General features: G+C 40.5%; 18 protein-coding genes and 1 pseudogene. 15 read left to right on the top strand and 4 right to left on the bottom strand.

Annotated features, from left to right (window positions below):
* Positions 1-146: 146 nt before the first annotated feature.
* Positions 147-1,637 (bottom strand): CoA-acylating methylmalonate-semialdehyde dehydrogenase, encoded by a 1,491-nt coding sequence (locus tag H5120_RS17285; RefSeq protein ID WP_007376568.1) that lies wholly within the window; start codon positions 1,635-1,637, stop codon positions 147-149.
* 125 nt (positions 1,638-1,762) lie between these two features.
* Complete coding sequence (locus H5120_RS17280) at positions 1,763-2,944, bottom strand: acetyl-CoA C-acyltransferase (RefSeq protein ID WP_024595699.1); 1,182 nt, start codon at positions 2,942-2,944, stop codon at positions 1,763-1,765.
* A 330-nt stretch (positions 2,945-3,274) separates the two neighbouring features.
* Here H5120_RS17280 and H5120_RS17275 point away from each other — a divergent pair, with 330 nt between their 5' ends.
* The 9 genes from H5120_RS17275 to H5120_RS17235 all read left to right on the top strand — a co-directional run bounded on the left by H5120_RS17275 (position 3,275) and on the right by H5120_RS17235 (position 13,094).
* Positions 3,275-3,709: a MerR family DNA-binding transcriptional regulator gene (locus tag H5120_RS17275; RefSeq protein ID WP_165723432.1), complete on the top strand. Its 435-nt coding sequence runs from the start codon at positions 3,275-3,277 to the stop codon at positions 3,707-3,709.
* A 54-nt stretch (positions 3,710-3,763) separates the two neighbouring features.
* Positions 3,764-4,939: an isovaleryl-CoA dehydrogenase gene (locus tag H5120_RS17270; RefSeq protein WP_077537936.1), complete on the top strand. Its 1,176-nt coding sequence runs from the start codon at positions 3,764-3,766 to the stop codon at positions 4,937-4,939.
* 10 nt (positions 4,940-4,949) lie between these two features.
* Positions 4,950-6,557: a carboxyl transferase domain-containing protein gene (locus H5120_RS17265; protein WP_182675608.1), complete on the top strand. Its 1,608-nt coding sequence runs from the start codon at positions 4,950-4,952 to the stop codon at positions 6,555-6,557.
* Between the two features lie 12 nt (positions 6,558-6,569).
* On the top strand, positions 6,570-7,340 hold the full coding sequence (locus H5120_RS17260; RefSeq protein WP_182675607.1) for an enoyl-CoA hydratase/isomerase family protein: 771 nt from the start codon (positions 6,570-6,572) through the stop codon (positions 7,338-7,340).
* An 8-nt stretch (positions 7,341-7,348) separates the two neighbouring features.
* On the top strand, positions 7,349-9,352 hold the full coding sequence (locus H5120_RS17255) for an acetyl/propionyl/methylcrotonyl-CoA carboxylase subunit alpha (RefSeq protein WP_182675606.1): 2,004 nt from the start codon (positions 7,349-7,351) through the stop codon (positions 9,350-9,352).
* Positions 9,352-10,248 (top strand): hydroxymethylglutaryl-CoA lyase, encoded by an 897-nt coding sequence (locus H5120_RS17250; protein WP_165723427.1) that lies wholly within the window; start codon positions 9,352-9,354, stop codon positions 10,246-10,248. The genes H5120_RS17255 and H5120_RS17250 overlap by 1 nt, the downstream gene beginning before the upstream one ends.
* A 261-nt stretch (positions 10,249-10,509) precedes the next feature.
* A complete protein-coding gene (locus H5120_RS17245; protein WP_008135270.1) occupies positions 10,510-11,208 on the top strand; it encodes a CoA transferase subunit A in 699 nt (232 codons plus the stop codon).
* A 14-nt stretch (positions 11,209-11,222) separates the two neighbouring features.
* On the top strand, positions 11,223-11,879 hold the full coding sequence (locus H5120_RS17240; protein ID WP_039489749.1) for a CoA transferase subunit B: 657 nt from the start codon (positions 11,223-11,225) through the stop codon (positions 11,877-11,879).
* 333 nt (positions 11,880-12,212) lie between these two features.
* Complete coding sequence (locus H5120_RS17235; RefSeq protein WP_002961883.1) at positions 12,213-13,094, top strand: LysR family transcriptional regulator; 882 nt, start codon at positions 12,213-12,215, stop codon at positions 13,092-13,094.
* Between the two features lie 951 nt (positions 13,095-14,045).
* On the opposite strand, the gene H5120_RS17230 is transcribed toward H5120_RS17235, so the two are convergent.
* Complete coding sequence (locus H5120_RS17230; protein ID WP_182675605.1) at positions 14,046-14,822, bottom strand: amino acid ABC transporter substrate-binding protein; 777 nt, start codon at positions 14,820-14,822, stop codon at positions 14,046-14,048.
* 133 nt (positions 14,823-14,955) lie between these two features.
* Positions 14,956-16,245, bottom strand: coding sequence for a peptide-methionine (S)-S-oxide reductase MsrA (gene msrA, locus H5120_RS17225; RefSeq protein WP_182675604.1), 1,290 nt, complete (start codon positions 16,243-16,245; stop codon positions 14,956-14,958).
* Between the two features lie 248 nt (positions 16,246-16,493).
* On the opposite strand from msrA, the gene pxpB reads away from it, so the two are divergent.
* The 6 genes and pseudogenes from pxpB to H5120_RS17195 all read left to right on the top strand — a co-directional run bounded on the left by pxpB (position 16,494) and on the right by H5120_RS17195 (position 21,740).
* Positions 16,494-17,159 (top strand): 5-oxoprolinase subunit PxpB, encoded by a 666-nt coding sequence (pxpB, locus tag H5120_RS17220; RefSeq protein ID WP_182675603.1) that lies wholly within the window; start codon positions 16,494-16,496, stop codon positions 17,157-17,159.
* The gene (locus tag H5120_RS17215) at positions 17,152-18,078 is read left to right on the top strand and encodes a biotin-dependent carboxyltransferase family protein (protein WP_182675602.1); all 927 of its coding nucleotides are present in this window, start codon (positions 17,152-17,154) and stop codon (positions 18,076-18,078) included. Before pxpB ends, H5120_RS17215 begins: the two co-directional genes overlap by 8 nt.
* A 61-nt stretch (positions 18,079-18,139) precedes the next feature.
* Positions 18,140-18,405 (top strand): annotated as a pseudogene (locus tag H5120_RS20285) (5-oxoproline transporter, DUF979 family subunit); the annotation flags it as partial.
* Positions 18,398-19,066, top strand: coding sequence for a pyroglutamyl-peptidase I (pcp, locus tag H5120_RS17205; RefSeq protein WP_182675601.1), 669 nt, complete (start codon positions 18,398-18,400; stop codon positions 19,064-19,066). The pseudogene H5120_RS20285 and the gene pcp, both read left to right, overlap by 8 nt.
* A gap of 153 nt (positions 19,067-19,219) precedes the next feature.
* Complete coding sequence (gene asnB, locus H5120_RS17200; protein ID WP_138489011.1) at positions 19,220-20,893, top strand: asparagine synthase B; 1,674 nt, start codon at positions 19,220-19,222, stop codon at positions 20,891-20,893.
* Positions 20,877-21,740: a PhzF family phenazine biosynthesis protein gene (locus tag H5120_RS17195; RefSeq protein WP_182675600.1), complete on the top strand. Its 864-nt coding sequence runs from the start codon at positions 20,877-20,879 to the stop codon at positions 21,738-21,740. Before asnB ends, H5120_RS17195 begins: the two co-directional genes overlap by 17 nt.
* Positions 21,741-21,757: the final 17 nt, after the last annotated feature.

Below are 21,757 nucleotides of genomic sequence, written 5' to 3'. Positions count from 1 at the left end.
TGTGTTAGTTGTGTTGTTAGTGTTTCCCGTCACAGGGATAGTTTGTGACGAGCGGCGAAGGCTTATGTGTGTGTTGTGTGTGAAGTAGCCTTCGCGCCCATCTTTTTTATTAATTATTCTTTTATTTACTCATTTTTTAATTACGATTATTTTAAGTTAATGCTCATGTTTGGACCCGACGCAATGTCGTCTTCAAACCAACGTGAGGTAATTGTTTTAGTTTCTGTGTAAAAACGAATACCTTGCTTACCGTACGTGTGAGTATCGCCGTAAAACGAGCCTTTCCAACCAGTGAATGAAAAGAACGGAAGTGGCACCGGAATTGGCACATTAATACCTACTTGGCCTACTTCAATTTCGTGTTGGAATTTACGAGCCACTGCGCCGCTTGAGGTAAATAACGAGGTGCCGTTACCGTAAGGGCTGTCGTTAATAAGTGCGATTGCCTCATCAAGCGTGTCTACAAACATACACGCGAGTACTGGACCAAATATTTCTTCTTTGTATAAATCCATCTCTTTGGTTACATCGGTAAATAACGTTGGGCCAACCCAGTTACCTTGCTCATACCCTTCAACCGTAAAGTCAGAGCCATCAATTAAACAGGTAGCGCCTTGCTCTTTACCACCAGCAATGAGTGATAAAATACGTGCCTTTGCTGCTTTTGATGTTTGTGGACCGTATGCCGCGTTTGCATCATCCCACACGCCTGGGCGTACATTTTCAAAGCCTGCTTTTATTTCATCTACCCACTGACTTGCTTGACCTACAAACACAGCAACCGAAATACCCATACAACGCTGGCCAGCAGCACCGACAGATGCGCCTACTAGGTTGTTTACAACGTGCGATTTACTTGCATCAGGCATAATAACCATGTGGTTTTTAGCGCCAACACACGCTTGCACGCGTTTAAGATTTTGTGTGCCTTTAGAATAAATATAAGCACCTACACCACACGAGCCTACAAACGAAATAGCACGCACTGCTTTATCTTCTAGTAAGCGGTCTACTTGTGGTTTTGTACCATGAACAACCTGTAATACGCCTTTTGGTGCGCCGGCTTCAATAAATAGCTCAGCTAAGCGCATTGGTGTAAGTGGATCTTGCTCTGACGGTTTTAAAATAAAGGTGTTACCACACACAATAGCGAGCGGGAACATCCAAAGAGGGATCATTGCTGGGAAGTTAAACGGGGTTACGCCCGCGCATACGCCAAGTGGCTGCATGTAAGAATACGTATCGATTTTACGCGCTACGTTTTCCATTGTTTCACCCATCATTAATGATGGTGCGTTTGCTGCTTGTTCTACTACTTCAATACCGCGCCAAACATCGCCTTTTGCATCTTCAAATGTTTTACCCAATTCATGGCAAATAATGGTAGCAAGCTCATCATGATGTTCTTTTAATAGCGCCGCGTACTTCATCATAATGCGAGCACGTTCAGTAATAGGTACGTCTTTCCATGTTTTAAACGTCTCAGAAGCTGAGGCAATTGCCGCGTCCATTTCTGACTCGGTGGTGCATGGCACTTGTGCAAGTACTTCTTGAGTTGCTGGGTTTATAACATCGATAAGCTCTTTTGATGCTGATTGAATAAATTCGCCATTAATAAGTAGTGGTACTTGGTGCATGATTAAATCCTAGTGTGTGAGTTGTGTGTTCTCTTTTAAAATTGGTAGCGCCGCTTTGTTAGTATTATTAGTGCAGCGCTTTTATAGTTATTCGTACAGCTTTCTTATAACTATTAAATACCTAGTTAATACGCTTCCACGGCCATAGCAACCGCTTCACCGCCACCAATACATAAAGACGCAATGCCTTTTTTAAGGCCTCGGTTTTTAAGGGCATGAATAAGCGTTACTAAAATACGCGCGCCGCTTGCACCAATTGGGTGGCCAAGTGCACATGCACCGCCATTAACGTTTACTTTGCTTTCATCAAGTTTTAACTCGTTAATAGCCAGCATGGTTACCATGGCAAATGCTTCGTTAATTTCCCAAAGATCAACATCGTTTACAGCCCAACCTGCTTTTTCAAGCACGCTGTTCATAGCCCCTACTGGCGCTACTGTAAATTCACTTGGTTTTTGAGAATGCGTGCTATGCGCCACAATTTTACAAAGCGGTGTTAAGCCCTGCTCTTTTGCTTTTGATTCGCTCATTAATATAAGCGCTGCGCCACCGTCTGAAATTGACGATGAATTAGCCGCTGTAATAGTGCCGTCTTTTTTAAAAGCTGCACGTAAGGTAGGGATTTTTTCTGGGCGGGCGTTGCCTGGTTGCTCATCAATCGATACTGTTACATCGCCTTTGCGTGTTTGCATTGTATGGGGTGCAACTTCGTTATCAAAGCTACCATTTTGTATTGCTGCTTTTGCTTTACTTAATGAGCCTAATGCAAACGCATCCATTTGCTCGCGGCCAATGCCGTATTCGTCGGCGGTGTCTTGTGCAAAACAACCCATTGCTTTGTTGTCGTAAGCATCTTCAAGGCCATCGCTCATCATGTGATCTTTTATTTCGCCATGTCCCATGCGCATACCGCCACGCGCTTTTGGTATAAAGTACGGTGCATTTGTCATGCTCTCCATGCCACCAGCAATAGCAGATTGAATTGAGCCCGCTTTAATTAAATCGTTTGCAAGCATGGCTGCTTTTAAACCAGAGCCACATACTTTGTTAATTGTTGTAGCGCCAGTGCTAAGTGCAAGGCCTGCTTTTAACATTGCTTGGCGTGCGGGTGCTTGTCCAAGGCCTGCTGGTAATACACAGCCCATAATTACTTCGTCTATTGCATCATTAGCTAAACCAGTTTGTGTGAGTACACTTGCAATGGCGGTAGCGCCAAGCTCGGTAGACTGCGCATCACTTAACGCTCCCATAAAACCACCCATTGGGGTGCGTTTTGCTGCTACAATTACCACTGATTCTAAAGTCATAACTAACTCCATTGTATTTATATGCAAATAGTTGTTAGTATATTTGCTCTATTAATTTAGTATTCATTTATTATTTAATACCCTTACACAATACTAACGTTTACGCCAACGTCAACTAAAAACAGCTTAATTTTTAGTTTTATAAGTGTAATGATTATTTTCCATCGGTTAGGCTACACTGATAAAATAAAAATAACCCATTGAATATTAATAATATAAATCAACACCTCACTTAAATATCCCTTTATAAATAGTTTCAAACCACACCAAGCTTTACCTTTACGTAAACTTCACTTATATTGGAGTTATTCGAATGAGGTAAATACAATTATGAAACCAGATAATCAAACAAACTTTGCAAGCTCAGCCAAAATGCCGGCCAGTAATGAACAAACATTTAGCATTAGCGAACTCGCTAAAGAATTTGACATTACAACCCGCTCTATTCGCTTTTACGAAGACCAAGGGTTAATAACGCCTGATCGTAATGGTCAAACCCGTATTTATTCAAAACGCGATAAAGTGCGTTTAAAACTAATATTACGTGGTAAGCGCCTTGGCTTTACATTGGCCGAAACCGGACGTTTGTTTGAACTGTACGACGCAGATAAATCAAGCGCTAAGCAGTTGGTTACTATGCTTGACCTTATATCAGAAAAAAAAGCAGACCTATCTCAACAAATGGACGACATTAAAGTTGTTCTTATGGAGTTGGTGACGGCCGAGCGCCGCTGCAGAGACACGCTTAATAAAATAGACGAATAAGTTTTTTTTAAATAAAAACACACTGACAACACACACGTCACACAGGAATGAATCATGAGCACTATTTCACTATATAAAGAAATGAACTTTGGCCTTGGCGAAACCGCGGATATGATCCGCGACCACGTAAACAGTTTTGCGAGTCAGGAGATTGCCCCGCTTGCTGAAAAAACGGACTTAGATAACGCTTTTCCAAATCAACTTTGGACTCAAATGGGCGAAATGGGCGTACTAGGTATGACCGTATCTGAAGAACTTGGCGGCGCCGGTTTAGGTTACTTAGAACATGTTATTGCTATGGAAGAAATTAGCCGTGCCAGTGCCTCTATAGGGTTAAGCTATGGAGCACATTCAAACCTGTGCGTTAATCAAATTAACCGTAACGGCACACAAGCTCAAAAAGAAAAATACTTACCTAAGCTTATTAGTGGTGAGCACATTGGTGCTCTTGCAATGAGCGAGCCTAATGCGGGTTCTGACGTTGTATCGATGAAACTCAAAGCCGAAAAAAAAGGAGATAAGTACATTTTAAACGGTAATAAAATGTGGATCACCAATGGCCCAGACGCACACACACTCGTTATTTACGCTAAAACAGATTTAAACGCTGGCGCTAAAGGCATTACCGCATTTATTGTTGAAAGTGACTTTCCTGGTTTTTCAACAGCGCAAAAACTCGACAAACTGGGCATGCGCGGCTCAAATACCTGTGAGCTAGTATTTGAAAACTGCGAAGTACCCCAGGAGAACATTTTAGGTAACTTAAACGAAGGCGTTAAAGTTCTTATGAGTGGCCTTGATTACGAACGCGTAGTACTTGCAGCGGGCCCGCTTGGCATAATGCAAGCGTGTATGGACATAGTGGTACCGTACATTCATGAGCGTAAACAGTTTGATACCCCTATTGGTCAATTTCAGTTAATTCAAGGCAAAGTAGCCGACATGTATACACAAATGAATGCTGCGCGCTCATACGTATATACGGTAGCTAAAGCGTGTGACCGAGGCGAAACAACCCGTAAAGATGCAGCCGGAGCAATTTTATACGCAGCAGAGCTTGCAACTAAAATGGCGCTAGATGCAATTCAAATTTTAGGTGGCAATGGCTATATAAACGAATACGCAACGGGTCGCCTGCTTCGTGACGCTAAATTATACGAAATTGGTGCAGGTACATCAGAAATACGCCGCATGCTTATTGGCCGCGAACTTTTCACAGAAAGCCGTTAAGGATTAAACCATGACGATTTTAAAATCGAGCGTTAATCCTCACGATCCAACGTTTGTGCAAAACCATAAAAATATGTCAGCGCTGGTGGATGATCTACGCGATAAAGTAGCCTCAATTAGCCAAGGCGGAGGCGCTGCATTAAAAGAGCGCCACGAAGGCCGTGGTAAATTATTTGTTCGCGACCGTATAAGTACATTAATTGATGAAGGCTCACCGTTTTTAGAAATTTCACAATTTGCTGCCTTTGGTGTGTACGAACAAGCAATACCTTGTGCAGGCGTTGTAGCCGGTATTGGCCGTGTTAAAGGCGTTGAATGCATGATTATTGCAAACGATGCCACGGTTAAAGGCGGTACGTATTTTCCGCTTACCGTTAAAAAGCATTTACGCGCACAAGACATCGCTGAGCGCTGCCACTTACCGTGTATTTATTTGGTGGATTCGGGCGGTGCTAACCTGCCTGAGCAAGATGATGTATTTCCAGATAAGTTGCATTTTGGTCGTATTTTTTACAATCAAGCCCGTATGTCGGGTAAAAGCATTCCACAAATTGCTGTAGTAATGGGCTTATGTACCGCAGGTGGTGCGTACGTACCTGCAATGGCCGATGAAAGCATTATTGTAAAAGATCAAGGCACTATATTTTTAGCAGGTCCGCCGCTTGTAAAAGCAGCAACGGGCGAAGAAGTAACCGCCGAAGAGCTTGGCGGTGCCGATGTGCACTGTAAAGTGTCGGGTGTTGCCGATCACTTTGCTGAAAACGATGCTCATGCGCTATCTATTGCGCGCCAATGTATTGAGCGCATTAACTACACACGTCCGACCGCCCCTCTTCTAGAGGATATAAAGCCACCTCGTTATGATATTAACGAGCTTTACGGCATTGTAGGCACCGACCTTAAAAAGCCGTTTGATGTACGCGAAGTAATAGCGCGCACAGTGGATGACTCATCATTTGATGAATTTAAACGTTACTTTGGTGAAACGCTGGTCACCGGCTTTGCCAGTATTTATGGCAATCCTGTTGGCATAGTAGCTAATAACGGTATTTTATTTAGTGAGTCGGCGCAAAAAGGCGCGCACTTTATTCAGCTGTGTGCTCAGCGCAATATTCCTTTAGTGTTTTTACAAAATATTACCGGCTTTATGGTGGGTAAAAAATACGAAGCCGAAGGCATTGCAAAGCACGGCGCTAAAATGGTGATGGCGGTTTCGAGTGCTGATGTGCCTAAATTCACAGTACTTATTGGCGGCTCTTACGGCGCAGGTAACTACGGGATGTGTGGCCGTGCATTTGAACCAACCATGATGTGGATGTGGCCTAATGCCCGTATTTCGGTTATGGGCGGCGAGCAAGCAGCCGGTGTAATGGCGCAAGTTAAACAAGATGGTTTAGCACGCAAAGGCCAAAGCATGAGCGAGCAAGAAATCAGTGATTTTAAAAAGCCAATTATTGATCAGTACGAACAGCAAGGTCATCCGTATTACGCCAGCGCACGCTTGTGGGATGACGGCATTATAGACCCTGCTGACACGCGTAATGTATTAGGGCTTGCGTTAACAGCTGCGAATAACGCACCAAAACGTGATTCGAAATTTGGCGTATTTAGAATGTAACCGGAGCGCAAAATGTCAGTAACACTACAAATAACAAAATCTAATGTGGCTGTACTTGTGTTAAGTCGCCCAGAAAAAAGAAACGCATTTAACAGCGAAGTAATACATGAGCTGATCCAGTGTATTGTACATGCAAATACGCTTGATATTCGTGCTTTGGTTTTAAAAACAGAAGGTCAACACTTTTCAGCAGGCGCCGATTTAGCCTGGATGAAATCAATGGCTGATAACAACTACACCGATAACCTAGCTGATTCAATGCAATTAGCTAAGTTGATGCAGGTATTGGCAAGCTCGCCCCACCCTACAATTTGTGCTGTGCAAGGTGCTGCTTTTGGTGGTGCACTGGGCTTAATTGCCTGTTGCGACATAGCCCTTAGTAAAGACGATGCGCAATTTTGTTTAAGCGAAGTAAAGCTGGGCCTTATTCCGGCTGTTATTAGCCCGTATGTAATTAAAGCAATTGGTGAGCGCGCTGCTCGCAGGTACTTTTTAACGGCTGAAGTGTTTGATGCACATACTGCTAAGCAACTTGGTTTAATTCATCAAGTAACCGGTAATTTAGACTGTGCGCTCGATAATATGCTGCAAACACTAATTGATAACGGACCTGTTGCAGTAAAAGCCGCAAAAGCATTAATTAACGATGTAGCAAATAAACCAATAACCGATGAACTCATTGAGCTTACCGCAGAGCGTATTGCAAAAATTCGCGTATCTGAAGAAGGTCAAGAAGGGCTAAGTGCTTTTTTTGATAAACGCCCACCCGCTTGGCAACTGTAGGATTGATTATGAAGACACAACGATTACAAAAAATACTAATTGCCAATCGTGGAGAAATTGCGTGCCGTGTAATGCGCAGCGCAAAACAAATGGGCTTAACCACGGTCGCGGTTTATTCTGATGCAGACAAACATGCCCAGCACGTAAAAATGGCCGATGAGGCTTACCATATTGGTGCCGCACCAAGTAAAGATTCGTATTTAGTAGCAGACAAAATTTTACAAGTTGCCAAAGACTGCGGCGCTGATTGTATTCATCCAGGCTATGGTTTTTTATCTGAGAACAGTGAATTTGCTAAAGCCTGCGAAGCTAATAACATTGCTTTTGTAGGACCACCAGCAAGTAGCATTGAAGCAATGGGGTCTAAAACCCGCGCTAAAGAAATAATGGCAGCTGCTAATGTGCCATTAGTACCTGGTTATTACGGCGATAAACAAGACCCTGCTTTTTTACAAAGTGAAGCTGAAAAAATTGGCTACCCTGTACTAATTAAAGCTGCCTTTGGTGGCGGTGGTAAAGGCATGCGCGTTGTACAAAAAGCAAAAGACTTTATGAGCGCACTACAAGGTGCGCAACGTGAAGCGATTGCCGGTTTTGGTAACGATTTAGTATTACTTGAGCGCTACGTTAACCAGCCTCGCCATGTTGAAGTGCAAGTATTTGCAGATAACTACGGTAACTGTGTTTATTTAGGCGATCGTGATTGTTCTTTGCAACGTCGTCATCAAAAAGTAATTGAAGAAGCCCCTGCTCCGGGTTTATCTGACGAACTACGCAAAGAAATGGGCGAAGCGGCTGTACGTTGTGCACTGGCTATAAATTATAGAGGCGCAGGTACGGTTGAGTTTTTACTGTGTGGCGATGAATTTTTCTTTATGGAAATGAATACGCGCCTTCAAGTAGAACACCCAGTGACCGAAATGGTAACCGGTGTAGATTTAGTCAATTGGCAAATAAATATTGCGGGTGGGCAAACATTGCCAATGACACAAAGTGATATTCAATTGCAGGGTCATAGCTTTGAAGCGCGTATATACGCAGAAGATCCAGCTAACGACTTTATCCCGTGCTCGGGCACTATTGAAGCACTACACACACCCCTTAACAGCGAATTTGTACGCATTGATACAGGCATTGCACAAGGCGACGAAATTAGCCCATTTTATGATCCGATGATTGCAAAACTTATTGTGCATGACGACAATCGCGAACAAGCACTGAGCCGCTTACAACAAGCCCTTGAGCAATTTCATTTAGCGGGTTTTAGCACTAACATTGGCTTTTTACATAATTTAGCAAGCCACCCTACCTTTAAACAAGGTGCGCCAAGCACACACTTTATTGCTGAGCAAGGTGATTCGTTAGTTGCTGTTGACGAATCGTTATTGCAAACAAGCCAGCTTATTGCTGCTTTTGCGTATTTAGAATCATTAACTAACACCCAAAATGCGCAAAACACTGCAAGCCCGTGGCAACAACTGAGTGGTTTTACAATCAATTCACCACAAGCAATTAAAGTCCCTTTTGCCGATTTACAGCTAAGCGCTATAAAAACGACAGCGGGCTATAGTATTACGCATAACGAGCATGTATTTAAACTACAAGGCACATTAAATAATAATCTGTGCACTGTATTTATTAATGGTGAAAAACATAGCGCGCACGTAACTACGGTTGGTAATAGTACTGCGGGCAATATTGTCACTGTTATGAATAAAGCACTGCAAACTAAGCTTGAACTAGTTGATAAACATTATATTAGTTCGCACGAAAGCGAAGCTTTGCCACTTGCCGCGCCGCTTAATGGCACAGTAGTTAAGCACTTAATCGACATTGGTAGCACAATTACCAAAGGCGATGCGGTTGTTATTATCGAAGCCATGAAAATGGAATATACGCTTAACGCACCACACGACGGCATTTTAAGAAGCTACTGTTTTGGTGAAGGCGAATTAGTAACGCATGGAGCCTTACTTGCTATTGTCGAAGATACAACAGAGGAAGGTGCATAATGAGTGCCTTTCCAAATAAAGTACGTATTGTTGAAGTTGGCGCGCGAGACGGCCTACAAAACGAAAAAACAGTAAGCACAGCCGATAAAGTAGCGCTTATTAACGCCCTAAGTGCTGCTGGCTTAAAAGATATTGAAGCTGGCGCGTTTGTTTCCCCTAAGTGGGTGCCACAAATGGCAGACTCAGCGGATGTAATATCAGCGCTAGATTTACCCAATGTAAATTTAAGCGCCCTTACACCTAACTTAAAAGGTGCACAAGCAGCGCACGCTGTTGGTATTAAAGAGTTTGCTATATTTACAGCTGCGAGTGAGTCGTTTTGTCAAAAAAATATCAACTGCTCAATAGACGAAAGTATTGAACGTTTTAGCGAAGTAATGGCGTTTGCTAAAGCTAATAATATTCGTGTACGTGGTTATGTAAGCTGTGTACTCGGTTGCCCCTATGAGGGTGATATTGACCCGCAAGCAGTATTAAGTGTATCGCAAAAGCTATTAGATTTAGGCTGTTACGAAGTAAGCCTTGGCGATACCATAGGTGTTGGCACCGCAAAAAAAGTAACGCAATTAATCGAGTTACTTTTAACGCACATTGATAAAGCCAAGTTGGCCGTGCATTTTCATGATACATACGGCCAAGCGCTCACAAATATTTACGCAGCTTTAAGCCTAGGTATTGCAACGGTTGACGCGGCAGTTGCGGGCCTTGGTGGCTGTCCTTATGCTAAGGGGGCGTCAGGAAATGTTGCCACCGAAGATGTAGTTTACTTACTGCAAGGGCTTGGCATTGAACACTCAATTGATTTACAAAGGTTAAGTGACGCTGGCTGGGAGATAACCAAAGCACTTGGTAAGCAACCTGTGAGCAAAGTATCTGTGGCACTGCACACAAAATAACCTGAGCTCTGGATAATAAATCTATCTCGAGCAGCTATTTTCAGCACTAACTGCGTTGAATTTACTTGCAATAGGCCAGCTATTGACGCGTAAATTCGCCTTGTTTTCACTGAAAATCTCTGGCTAGAGAAAATAAACTTAAATATCACCCTGATTCATATGTTAGTAAATCTATTAACCAGAGTTCAGGTTAAATAGCTATCTTATGAAATGATGATTAAAGATAGTTAACAACAAATAGCACACAATGAGGAGAGACTCATGGCCGGTTTTGATAAGGTAGTTTCTAGTTACGAAGCTGCAATGGAAGGATTAAAAGACGGCGATACCATTATTGCCGGTGGTTTTGGTTTATGTGGTATTCCTGAGGGCTTAATTAAACAAATTAAGCACATGCAAACAAAAAACTTAACCGTAGTATCTAATAACTGTGGTGTTGATGACTTTGGTTTAGGTATTTTATTACAAGACAAACAAATTAAAAAAGTAGTTGCCTCGTACGTTGGCGAAAATGCCCTATTCGAGCAGCAGTTATTAAGTGGCGAAATTGATGTAGAGCTTACGCCTCAAGGTACATTAGCTGAAAAAATGCGTGCTGGTGGCGCGGGTATACCTGCGTTTTACACCGCCACCGGTTACGGTACTCCTGTGGCTGAGGGTAAAGATGTAAAAGAGTTTAATGGTCGCCCGTATATTTTAGAAGAGTCTATAACAGGTGAATTTGCCATAGTAAAAGCATGGAAAGCCGATCGCTTTGGTAATTTAGTGTTTAGACACACCGCCATGAACTTTAATCCAATGGCAGCAACAGCAGGCAAAATTACCGTTGCCGAAGTAGAAGAAATTGTAGAGCCGGGTGAGCTTGAGCCAAGCCAAATTCATACCCCGGGTATTTTTGTAAATCGCGTTATTAAAGGCAGCTTTGAAAAACGCATTGAACGTGTAACAACACGAGATTAAGCAGGAGCATAATTATGGCATTATCACGTGAACAAGTTGCAATGCGGGTTGCACAAGAACTTCAAGATGGTTACTACGTAAATTTGGGCATAGGAATTCCGACACTCGTCGCAAACTATGTACCAGATGATATTGAAGTTATGTTACAGTCCGAAAATGGCCTTTTAGGCATGGGCCCGTACCCGACTAAAGCAGAGCTAGACGCCGATATGATTAACGCGGGTAAAGAAACCGTGACAGCAGCCACAGGTGCAGCCATATTTAATAGTGCAGATAGTTTTGCCATGATACGGGGTGGTCATGTAGACTTAACCGTTCTGGGTGCATTTGAAGTTGACCAGAACGGCAACATCGCATCGTGGATGATCCCTAAAAAGCTGATTAAAGGCATGGGTGGCGCGATGGATTTAGTCGCTGGCGCGAAAAACATTATTGTTACTATGACCCATGCAAGTAAGCATGGTGACTCTAAACTATTAGAAGCCTGCTCTTTACCGCTTACTGGCGTTAATTGCGTTAAAAAAATAGTGACAGATTTAGCCGTATTAGAAGTTAAAGACGGCGCATTTCATCTATTAGAGCGTGCTCCGGGCGTATCTGTTGATGAAATCATTAGTAAAACAGCAGGTAAATTACTTGTTGACGGTGAAGTTCCAGAAATGGTTTTTTAGGCTTTAGCTTAAAATAACGCTTTACCCTGTACCGACCTCATTCCCAGTGCCAATGGCGCTGAGTTACCCAAAATCCCTCTCACGAGGGATTTTTTTTATCTTTTGTCATTATTTTTACCGTCATTCATACATCTGTAGTAAATTTTATCTATAATACAAATATAAATTAAATGTAAGCGCTTAGATTCTTTGCACTATTTTGTGGATAGCCTGCACCCTTTTTGTGAACTAGCGCTAAATTTATTTTTAACCTACTGATATTTATGTATTAAATAGTTGGTTTAAATTTTGCCTAAGTAAGGCGTCTCAATAAATTAAATAATTCTGGAAAACATGCAAACTCCTATTCGTGGCCTTCGCTCTTTTTGCTTTGCCGCAAGAAGCCTAAGTTTTAAGCATGCAGCTAATGAGCTGTACTTAACGCCGTCTGCGGTAAGCCATCAAATAAAACAACTTGAAGAACAACTTGGTATTGAGCTTTTTCAACGTAAAACGCGTTCAATTAGCTTAACCACAGCGGGTAAAAACTTTTTTGATGCTGTGTCTCCTATCATCACAATGTTAGAGAGCACCATTAATGAGTTTAGTCAGATGCAGCAAAATACAAATTTGACGATTACCCTGCCTGAATTTTTTGCCAGCGAACTACTCATGCCTAAATTAAGTGAGTGGACGTCAGAACACCCTAATATAAACCTGCAAATGGACACGCTTAAAACACGCAAAGAATTAACGCGTCATAGCGATTTATCTATTGTATTGTCCTCTGGTAAACCTACTGAAGGGTTAGCGACTGAGTTGTTTAACCTTGAATATATTCCTGCATGTAATAAAAAATTGCTCGATCAGTGGAGGGACGATCATCGTCAAGCCCTTAACCAAGTTCCGCTAATCTTGCACAAAGCTCGCCCTTGGGCTTGGCATCAGTGGGCCGAAAAAGCAGGGATTGATGATTTTTCTCCTTCGCAGATTATTCAAATAGATAGCATGTTTGGTGTAGCGCGTGCAGCGCAGCAAGGCATGGGCATTGCACTTATTCCACTGCCTATTAGCCAAAGCTGGCTAGATGAGCAATGGCTTTACAAATTATTCGAACAGCCTTTAACAACTAAAGATAAATACTATTTAGTGCAGCACGAATCAAGCACGCCTAATCACCCGCTTGATTTATTTGCGAAGTGGGTTGTAAATACGTTTAGAAAAATTCAAGAATAATCCCCTATTAGGCGAGTTCAGTAATACAACCTACTCTGTGTTGTATTACTGAACTCGTCTAATACCAACCTGCATAAATCTTTGATCAATTTAACGAATTAAATTGCACTATTACGTCGTTAAAAATTTTTTATTTACAACTGCATGGATGCAGGAGGTAGAGCAATGCAGGGAGCAATTGCCGAGAACAACTAGATACAAAAATTTTTGCCTAGTTCTAGCGTAATTTTCTTAACGTTAAATAGACCCCGTATATAAGCAGATTGGTATAACTCCCTGCAAACTTTAATAATGTTTTTTAATTAAATACATAAACTTAGCGCCACACATTAGACTAAAGTCTATAGTTTAATTTTTTTCACTCATTGGTTTCGTTTTTATCGTTTGTCGAAAATAAAGTTAAATATTAAAGTTGCTTTATCAGCTCAAAACAACTTAGTTAAATTGTTTCTTAAGAGCAATAAATGCAACCTTTAGAGTTCTAGTAACTCAAACGTAGCAGTGAAAAGAATCTTATATTGTGTGTGTAAGATGTTGTCAGTGTGAAAAAGCGGTTCAAGTTAGGTGGTGACTTGGCTTGAACTGTTTTTATTTTTGGCGCAAACCACATGGTATGCAATACAAAGCTACCAATGCGTAGTAAACAGAATCTTTATATTGTGTGTGAAGATGTTGTCAGTGTGAAAAAGCGGTTCAAGTTAGGTGGTGACTTGGCTTGAACTGTTTTTATTTTTGGCACAAACCACATGATATGTAATAAAAAGCTACCAACGTGTAGTAGACAGAATCTTTATATTGTGTGTGAAGATGTTGTCAGTGTGAAAAAGCGGTTCAAGTTAGGTGGTGACTTGGCTTGAACTGTTTTTATTTTTGGCGCAAACCACATGATATGCAATATAAGTTTAATACTTTTAAAAGCCCCGTAAGTTATAACTTACGGGGCTTTTTTAGTTAATTTTTAATTTGATATTCTTTTTTTAATTTACTTATTTGCACTTTATGTGAAATCAAGAAGGTATTAAATTTCTTGATTATGTCAGGGTAGTCAATCGACGATAATAAAAAGGCTTGTAAATCTGTCGGCAATTCGTTTTGAAAATAAACAGGTCGGGTTAATTTAAAGTATTTTAGGAGGTTATAATTTAATACATCGTTAGATATGTAAATACACTCCACCCGCTCTTTTAAAAGCAACTCTATTAATTCAATTACGTTAGCTGTTTCTATTAACTCAACGTTTTCATTATTCATTAACGGTTTAAAGCTTTGAGGCGTAAACCCTCTTACCGTTGCAAAACTAATGCATTCATCAATAGTGATATTTTTATTTAAACTCGCAATCCCCGTTTTAGTCACAACGGTTGGCTGCGAATAAATAATTTTATTTACATCAATAAATGAAGCTTTGTAGCTTGGTTTCCAGCTAGGGTTATCTGGATACTTAAAGTCGACATGGCGATGTTCCACAAATTCTTTGTAAAGTCGATTAATAGGTAGTGTGTAAAACTCAAACTCAAAGTCATGCTGCTGGGCAAACAAGGTAAGTAACTTTTGACTGAAACCATAATAGTCGCGGTTATCAGCCCCACTACCATCGTAGTATGGAAGGTATTCTATATTCTCTACGCCTACTACGTAATGAGTCGCTGATTTAGCGTTGTTTATTAAAAGCAGTAAAGCGAATGGCAAATATATTAACTGCGTTGCTATTTTTTTAAATTGATTCATTAATAACCTAAGTAATATTATTGACAATTAGCTGCACGCTTTAATTTTAACAAATTTGCAAAGATTATGATAAACCTATTTTGTTTTATGCAAAAAAAAGCCTGATTAAAATCAGGCTTAGCAAAGAAAGGGTTTAGCTTTTATCTCTCGGTACAAAATCAAGGACTGTTGCATTAATACAGTAACGATCGCGACCTCTTGGACCTTCACCAGGAAATAAATGACCTAGGTGTATGCCTGTACTTTTAGAGCGAAGCTCAATGCGTGTCATGCCCCAGCTGCTATCGTCGTGCTGTGTTACGTTGTTTTTTACAGGATGAGTAAACGACAACCAACCAGTACCTGAGTTAAACCTATCGCTTGTATCAAATAGTGGCTCGCCACTTAATTTATCAACAAAAGTGCCGTCTGGTGTGTTTTTAAACTCTTTGTACTCTTTACAGTAAGGTCTATCTGTTCGTGCATCAAATGCAACTTTATAAGCATCACTGTTACCTAATTTAAAAGCGCCTAATGCTTTATAAAACTCTTCAGGCGTTGCATAACCTTGACGGCCATATACCTCAATACCATTTTCTAAAAACAAAATGGTTGGTGTTGCCCACGTGGCTGACTTAATAGTTAAATCATCAAGTTGGTCAGCATGGCGAAACGACATTGGTATTGTCCCTTTGTAATCATTTGCGACTGCTTTTTTAAACTTTTCACAATATGGGCAGTATTCACGTGAATCAAGTACCACTATTTGCTTTCCTGATAATAAAGCCATGTTATCTACTTTTTCTACAGGTGTTTTATTAAAAACAACACCGGTAGAATGATCTGGGCAATAGCCATTAGGGTTCTTTTCTAAATAATTTTGATGATACTCTTCTGCCGATACAAAACCTTGAAGCGGTTTAATAACTGTTTCAATTTTGCCATAGCTTGCATCAGTTAAAAGCTGCTGATATTGCGATTTAACTTGCTCAGCTACTTTAGCTTGTGCATCAGTAGTCGTTAATACAATTGAGCGATATTGAGTACCAATGTCGTTACCTTGGCGATTTTTTTGTGTAGGGTCGTGACTTTCAAAATAGTTTTTTAAGAGATCTTCTGCTGAAATTATATTGCTGTTATACATAACTTGTACAACTTCAGCATAATTGTTCTCGTCAAAACGACGAGACTGATCAGTAATATTTCTGTAGGTAGCTTTAAAGCCATTGCCGTCAGCGTACCCCGATTCAGCATCAATAACGCCATTAAGCGCTTCGTAGCGTTTTTCGGCTCCCCAAAAACAACCCGATCCAAGTACAATGGTTTCTACATGCATGGTGGCTTCTACATTACTGTGCTCAACCTTTTCCATAGATAATGCAAAGCTGCCTGCGCTAAATATAATAGCAGCGCCTGATAAATATAATAAATGCTGGTGTTTCATAAAGTACCTCTTAAACAAGTGCGTGCTAACTAAGACCTCCTTATCCTAATTTTCATTTCAACCTAATTACTTATTTAGTACGAAGCGTATTAAGTTTTGGTCTTCAATAAGTTAAATACGATTAATTGAATATAAAACTACTCTTAAAGTAAGTTGGGCAATAAACATAACCACTTAGTCGCAATGGTGTAAATAAATTAATAAAACTGTGTTACGTTTAAATAATGTTGTACAAATAGGTTTATTTAATGAAGCCAGCTCCTCATATTTATGCATTAACAAACAGTAGTTTACTGTTTGATGCATCGCATTTAGACGCTACAGATAGACTCTCTATTCAAAAGAAAATTTGGGCTCTAGCTAGCCACTGTAAAAGCACTGATGAATTTAGCGATTTGGTGCCCGCCATGAACTCGCTCACTCTCTATTTAAAATCAGATAAACACTTAAATAAGTGGTTACAAGTGCTACCTTCGCTGTGGAATGAGATTAAAACGAGTACTTTTAAGGGGCAGCATCACTTAATCAAAACCTCATACAAGGGTGAGGACATTAATTACGTGGCTCGCTATCATAATTTAAGTGCCGATGAAGTTATTAATATTCATAGTAAAACCAAGTACCACGTTTTATTTTTAGGCTTTCAGCCCGGTTTTGCTTACCTACATGGCTTAAATGAGCAATTACATACACCAAGACGTGATGAGCCACGCACTAGGGTTCCTAAAGGCTCTGTTGCGATAGGTGCTGCACAAACCGGCATTTACCCCGCAGATACCCCAGGTGGTTGGCATATAATAGGTCATACAGATACTGCTTTGTTTGATTCGACCTCTGAGCAACCTTGTTTAATTCAACCAGGCGATACGCTTGAATTTGTTCCGCTCGTTAATAAAGGAGCAAATCATGATTAAAGTACTTAAAAGTGGTGTATTACTTACAATTCAAGATTTTGGCCGTGAAGGCTACCGCCATTTAGGTGTAAGCAAAGCGGGCAGCCTAGACCCTATTGCACAAATCATTGCTAATAGATTACTTAACAATAACGACAATGATGCCGTTTTAGAAATAACTGTAGGTTTGTGCGAACTGGAATTTACCTGCGACACAGTAATAGCGCTTCATGGTGCAGATTTGCAAGCAACCCTTGATGGACATGCAATTTATCCTGGTTGGACATACGCAGTAAAAAACAAACAAGTCCTAAGTTTTGCTACTGGTAGAGCGGGCTTAAGAGCTTATTTAGCAGTGAAAGGCGGTATACAAAATGCTGAGGTTATGGGTTCTAAATCTACAGATTTAAACGCATGTTTTGGTGGTTTTGAAGGTAGATCTCTCACCACTGGTGATGAAATACCTATTACTCCTTATTATGGAGAGTTTATAAAGGTAGGCGCAATTGCTCCCGCCCAGCGCAAACTTATACGCCTGCATCCAAGTCCTCATGCCGACTTATTAGGCGAGACTATACTTAGCAACTTTGTGTCTACCGCTTTTAAAGTCAGCAATAATAGTAACCGAATGGGTGTAAGGCTTGAGCATAAAAATAATTTGGGGCATTCGCACTCTTTGCCATCATTAGGGGTGAGCCCTGGGAGTATTCAACTGCCACCAAGTGGAGAGCCAATTGTGTTACTAAATGATGGCCAAACTACAGGGGGCTACCCTCTGCTAGGGACTGTTATTGAAGCCGACTTACGTCAATTTGCACAGTTTAGACCTTTAGATACTGTTGAGTTTAAATTTGTAACGTTTGAAGAAGCAGCAAATGCGAAGCAGAAACTTGACGGACACCTACATCAATTGAGCCTTGCACTTAAAAATAACCTATAAAAATATTCTAAAAATAAATAGGAAAGCTATGTTCGACTTAAATTATTGGCCCTGATAATCGTTTATGATGGTTGTTTTGTATTGTGTAGGTATGGCATTTTTAATTGAAGGTCATGGCGCAAGCCCTGCTCCATTAGTTGCGCTCGTCATGTATAGCGACTATTGCAGTATGTTAATGACGCCTATGGCAGCAAATTTAATATTCTTCCTGCAGCTCTTTTAGACTTAAAAGATAAGTACTATGTAATAAAGGTTCAAATTCAGACGGCAGTTACCTTACTCGCCGTTAATATTATTTTTATGTATAGCTTGGTGTGTAATGACTAAATCAACTTCTTCTATGGCGTGTGTATTAATAACCGGCTTTGCGCCTTTTGGTAGCGAAACTATCAATCCTTCTTGGCAAGCAGTGCAAAAACTTGATGAAACTATCATCATGAAACACAAAATAAGTACACTAGAACTTTCCTTTGAGTTTAATACGTCTATTAGTCAGCTTATAAACGCCATTGAGTCGCACAATCCGACGGTTGTTTTATGTATAGGCCAAGCCGGTGGGCGCAGCGAAATATCAATTGAGCGTATTGCAATAAACGTTGATGATGCACACATTAAAGACAATGCAGGTAAGCAACCTGTCGATACACCAATAGAAAAAAATGGCCCTGATGCCTATTTCACTAACTTGCCAATAAAGCGTATGTTACAAGCACTGCACAACAGCAATATACCTGCTGCCATTTCCAATACGGCAGGTACGTATGTATGCAATCACGTTATGTATGGCCTTATGCATTACATAAATGATCACTGCGCTGTAATGAAAGGTGGCTTTGTGCATATTCCTTATTTACCAAGCCAAGCTGTGCACCACAATGGCGCACCTAGCATGTGTGAAGACACTGTTATTAACGCGCTAAAAGTGATGATTGCACAAGCTTTGAACAATAATAACGACGTAAAAATAGCAGCAGGCACTACGCATTAACCACTTTGGTGCGGTTGCATGTAAGTTGGTGCATAAATTATTCTTAATTAATTGTAAAAGCTATGTGACTTGAGTAATTTTTTCTGATAAAACAAGGTTTCGCAGCACAGCAAATTGGCTTTGCTGCACACATAATAGGAATGAGGAGTTACTATGTGTTCAATTTTTGGGGTATTAGATATTAAATCTGATCCCGCTCAATTGCGTACCCAAGCAATTGAAATGTCCAAGCTGCTTAGACACCGTGGCCCAGATTGGTCTGGCGTATATGCATCTGAAAAAGCTATTTTAGTACATGAGCGTTTAGCTATTGTTGGTGTATCAAGCGGTGCACAGCCTTTATACAATCCTGAAAAAACAAATATTTTAGCGGTTAATGGCGAGATTTATAATCATAAAGAACTTGCAGCAGAGCTAGATGTTGATTTTACTTTTCAAACTCAATCAGACTGTGAAGTTATTTTAGCGCTTTATAAACAAAAAGGGCCTGACTTTTTAGATGATCTAAATGGCATTTTTGCATTTTGTTTATACGATGAAGAAAATGACGCTTACTTAATTGGCCGTGACCATATTGGTATTATCCCGCTTTACACCGGTCATGACGAGCACGGTAACTTTTACGTTGCTTCTGAGCTAAAAGCTCTTTCTCCAATTTGTAAGCATATTGAAGAATTTCCACCAGGGCATTACCTGTACAGCAAAGATGGCAAAATGACGCCTTATTACAAGCGTGATTGGGAAACATTTGATGCAGTTAAAGATAACAGCGCACAAGCGCAAGACGTTAAAGATGCATTAGAAGCGGCCGTTAAACGCCAGCTAATGTGTGATGTACCATACGGTGTATTACTTTCTGGTGGTTTAGACTCATCGGTTATCTCTGCTATTACCCAGCGTTTTGCTGCAAAACGTATTGAAGATAACGACGAAAGCGATGCATGGTGGCCTAAGTTGCATTCTTTTTCAGTAGGCCTTGAGGGCTCACCTGATTTAGCCGCGGCCCAAAAAGTAGCTGACATGATTGGCACTATTCACCACCCTATCATTTTTACCATTCAAGAAGGTATTGATGCACTGCGTGAAGTGATTTACCACATTGAAACGTATGATGTAACAACGATTCGTGCCTCTACACCTATGTACTTAATGGCTCGCCAAATTAAAGCAATGGGCATTAAAATGGTGTTATCTGGCGAAGGTGCTGATGAGCTATTTGGTGGTTACTTATACTTCCATAAAGCCCCTAACGCACAAGAGTTTCATGAAGAGCTAAACCGTAAAGTATCAAAACTGCATATGTTTGACTGTTTACGTGCTAATAAATCAATGGCAGCATGGGGCGTTGAAGCACGTGTACCGTTCCTTGATAAAGAATTTGTTGATGTTGCTATGCGTATCAACCCTGAAGCCAAAATGTGTAAAGATGGCAAAATCGAAAAACACATTTTACGTGAAGGTTTTGATGGCTACTTGCCTGATGAAGTTTTATGGCGCCAAAAAGAGCAATTTTCAGACGGTGTTGGTTACAGTTGGATTGATACGTTAAAAGAGTTTGTAAATGAGCAAGTGAGCGATCAAGAGCTTGCAAATGCTAAATTTAAATACCCTATTAATACGCCAGATTCAAAAGAAGCTTACTACTACCGTACTATTTTTGAATCGCACTTTCCTGGTGATGCATCAGCTAAATGTGTGCCACATGGTAAATCGGTAGCGTGTTCGACTCCTGAAGCACTTGCATGGGACGCATCGTTCCAAAACAATGCAGATCCATCAGGTCGTGCTGCGGGCGTTCATAACGACGCGTATGCAAGCAAAGGATAACACTCTTTGTTTAACGAAGCGTAAGCCCAAATGGCTTACGCTTCGCTTTATAAAACTCACTTCCACCGAATCTGTTTTTTATAGCCCTGCAAATAACTTAAAAGGCTCAAGTGCTTTAATTGTTATTTATAAAATTGGGTTAACATCAAAAACAATGCAATATATTGCATCACAATCAAACCACCCTGCTACCGTATTTTTAAATCAAAATGAGATAACTAAACGCCATTGTAATATTCGCTGGTTTAACCAAACAAGTGAAATTAAACGCTGTGGGCATGGTACTTTAGCGGCCGCTAATTTTTTAATAAAGTATTTTGGTTATTGTCCTGAAGTATTTATATCAATGAGTCATGAGCGTTTTACTATAAGAGTAAAAAAACAACGCGCCCAGTTGTTACTAAAAAGTATAGAGCCTAAAAAAAGCGAATTAGCTAAAGGTGAGTTACAAAGTGTGTTTTCATTAGCAATAAAAGCAGCCTACAGTGCCGGCGAAAATAACGGTTATACGGTTGTGTTATTTAATGAAGAATTTAGTAAAGACGTTGAAAAAGACGATTTAAAAAGCTTACACGTTGATTTTAAAGCGTTAAATAAACTCCATAAAAATGCAGTTATAGCGCTTAGTATAAAAAATATAGACAAAAAAAATGCCATAGCGCATTTTAGATATTTTGCCCCCCAGTTTGGAGTAAATGAGGACAGTGCAACGGGCTCTGCGGTATCTGTTATTGCCCCCCTGCTATTTAGACTACATGGTTTAAATAAAGCTAAGCTTATACAGCAATCAAATAATGGTGCATTGCTAAGCTATGAGTTTAGCAATGCTAAAGTTGTCATTTACTAAACATAACTTAAGTAATG

Origin of the sequence: Pseudoalteromonas sp. SR43-2, assembly GCF_014163885.1 — a bacterium.
Taxonomy (GTDB): Bacteria; Pseudomonadota; Gammaproteobacteria; order Enterobacterales; family Alteromonadaceae; genus Pseudoalteromonas; species Pseudoalteromonas distincta.
The sequence above is the reverse complement of the archived record's forward strand: the minus strand, read 5'-3'. Positions and strand labels throughout refer to the sequence as shown.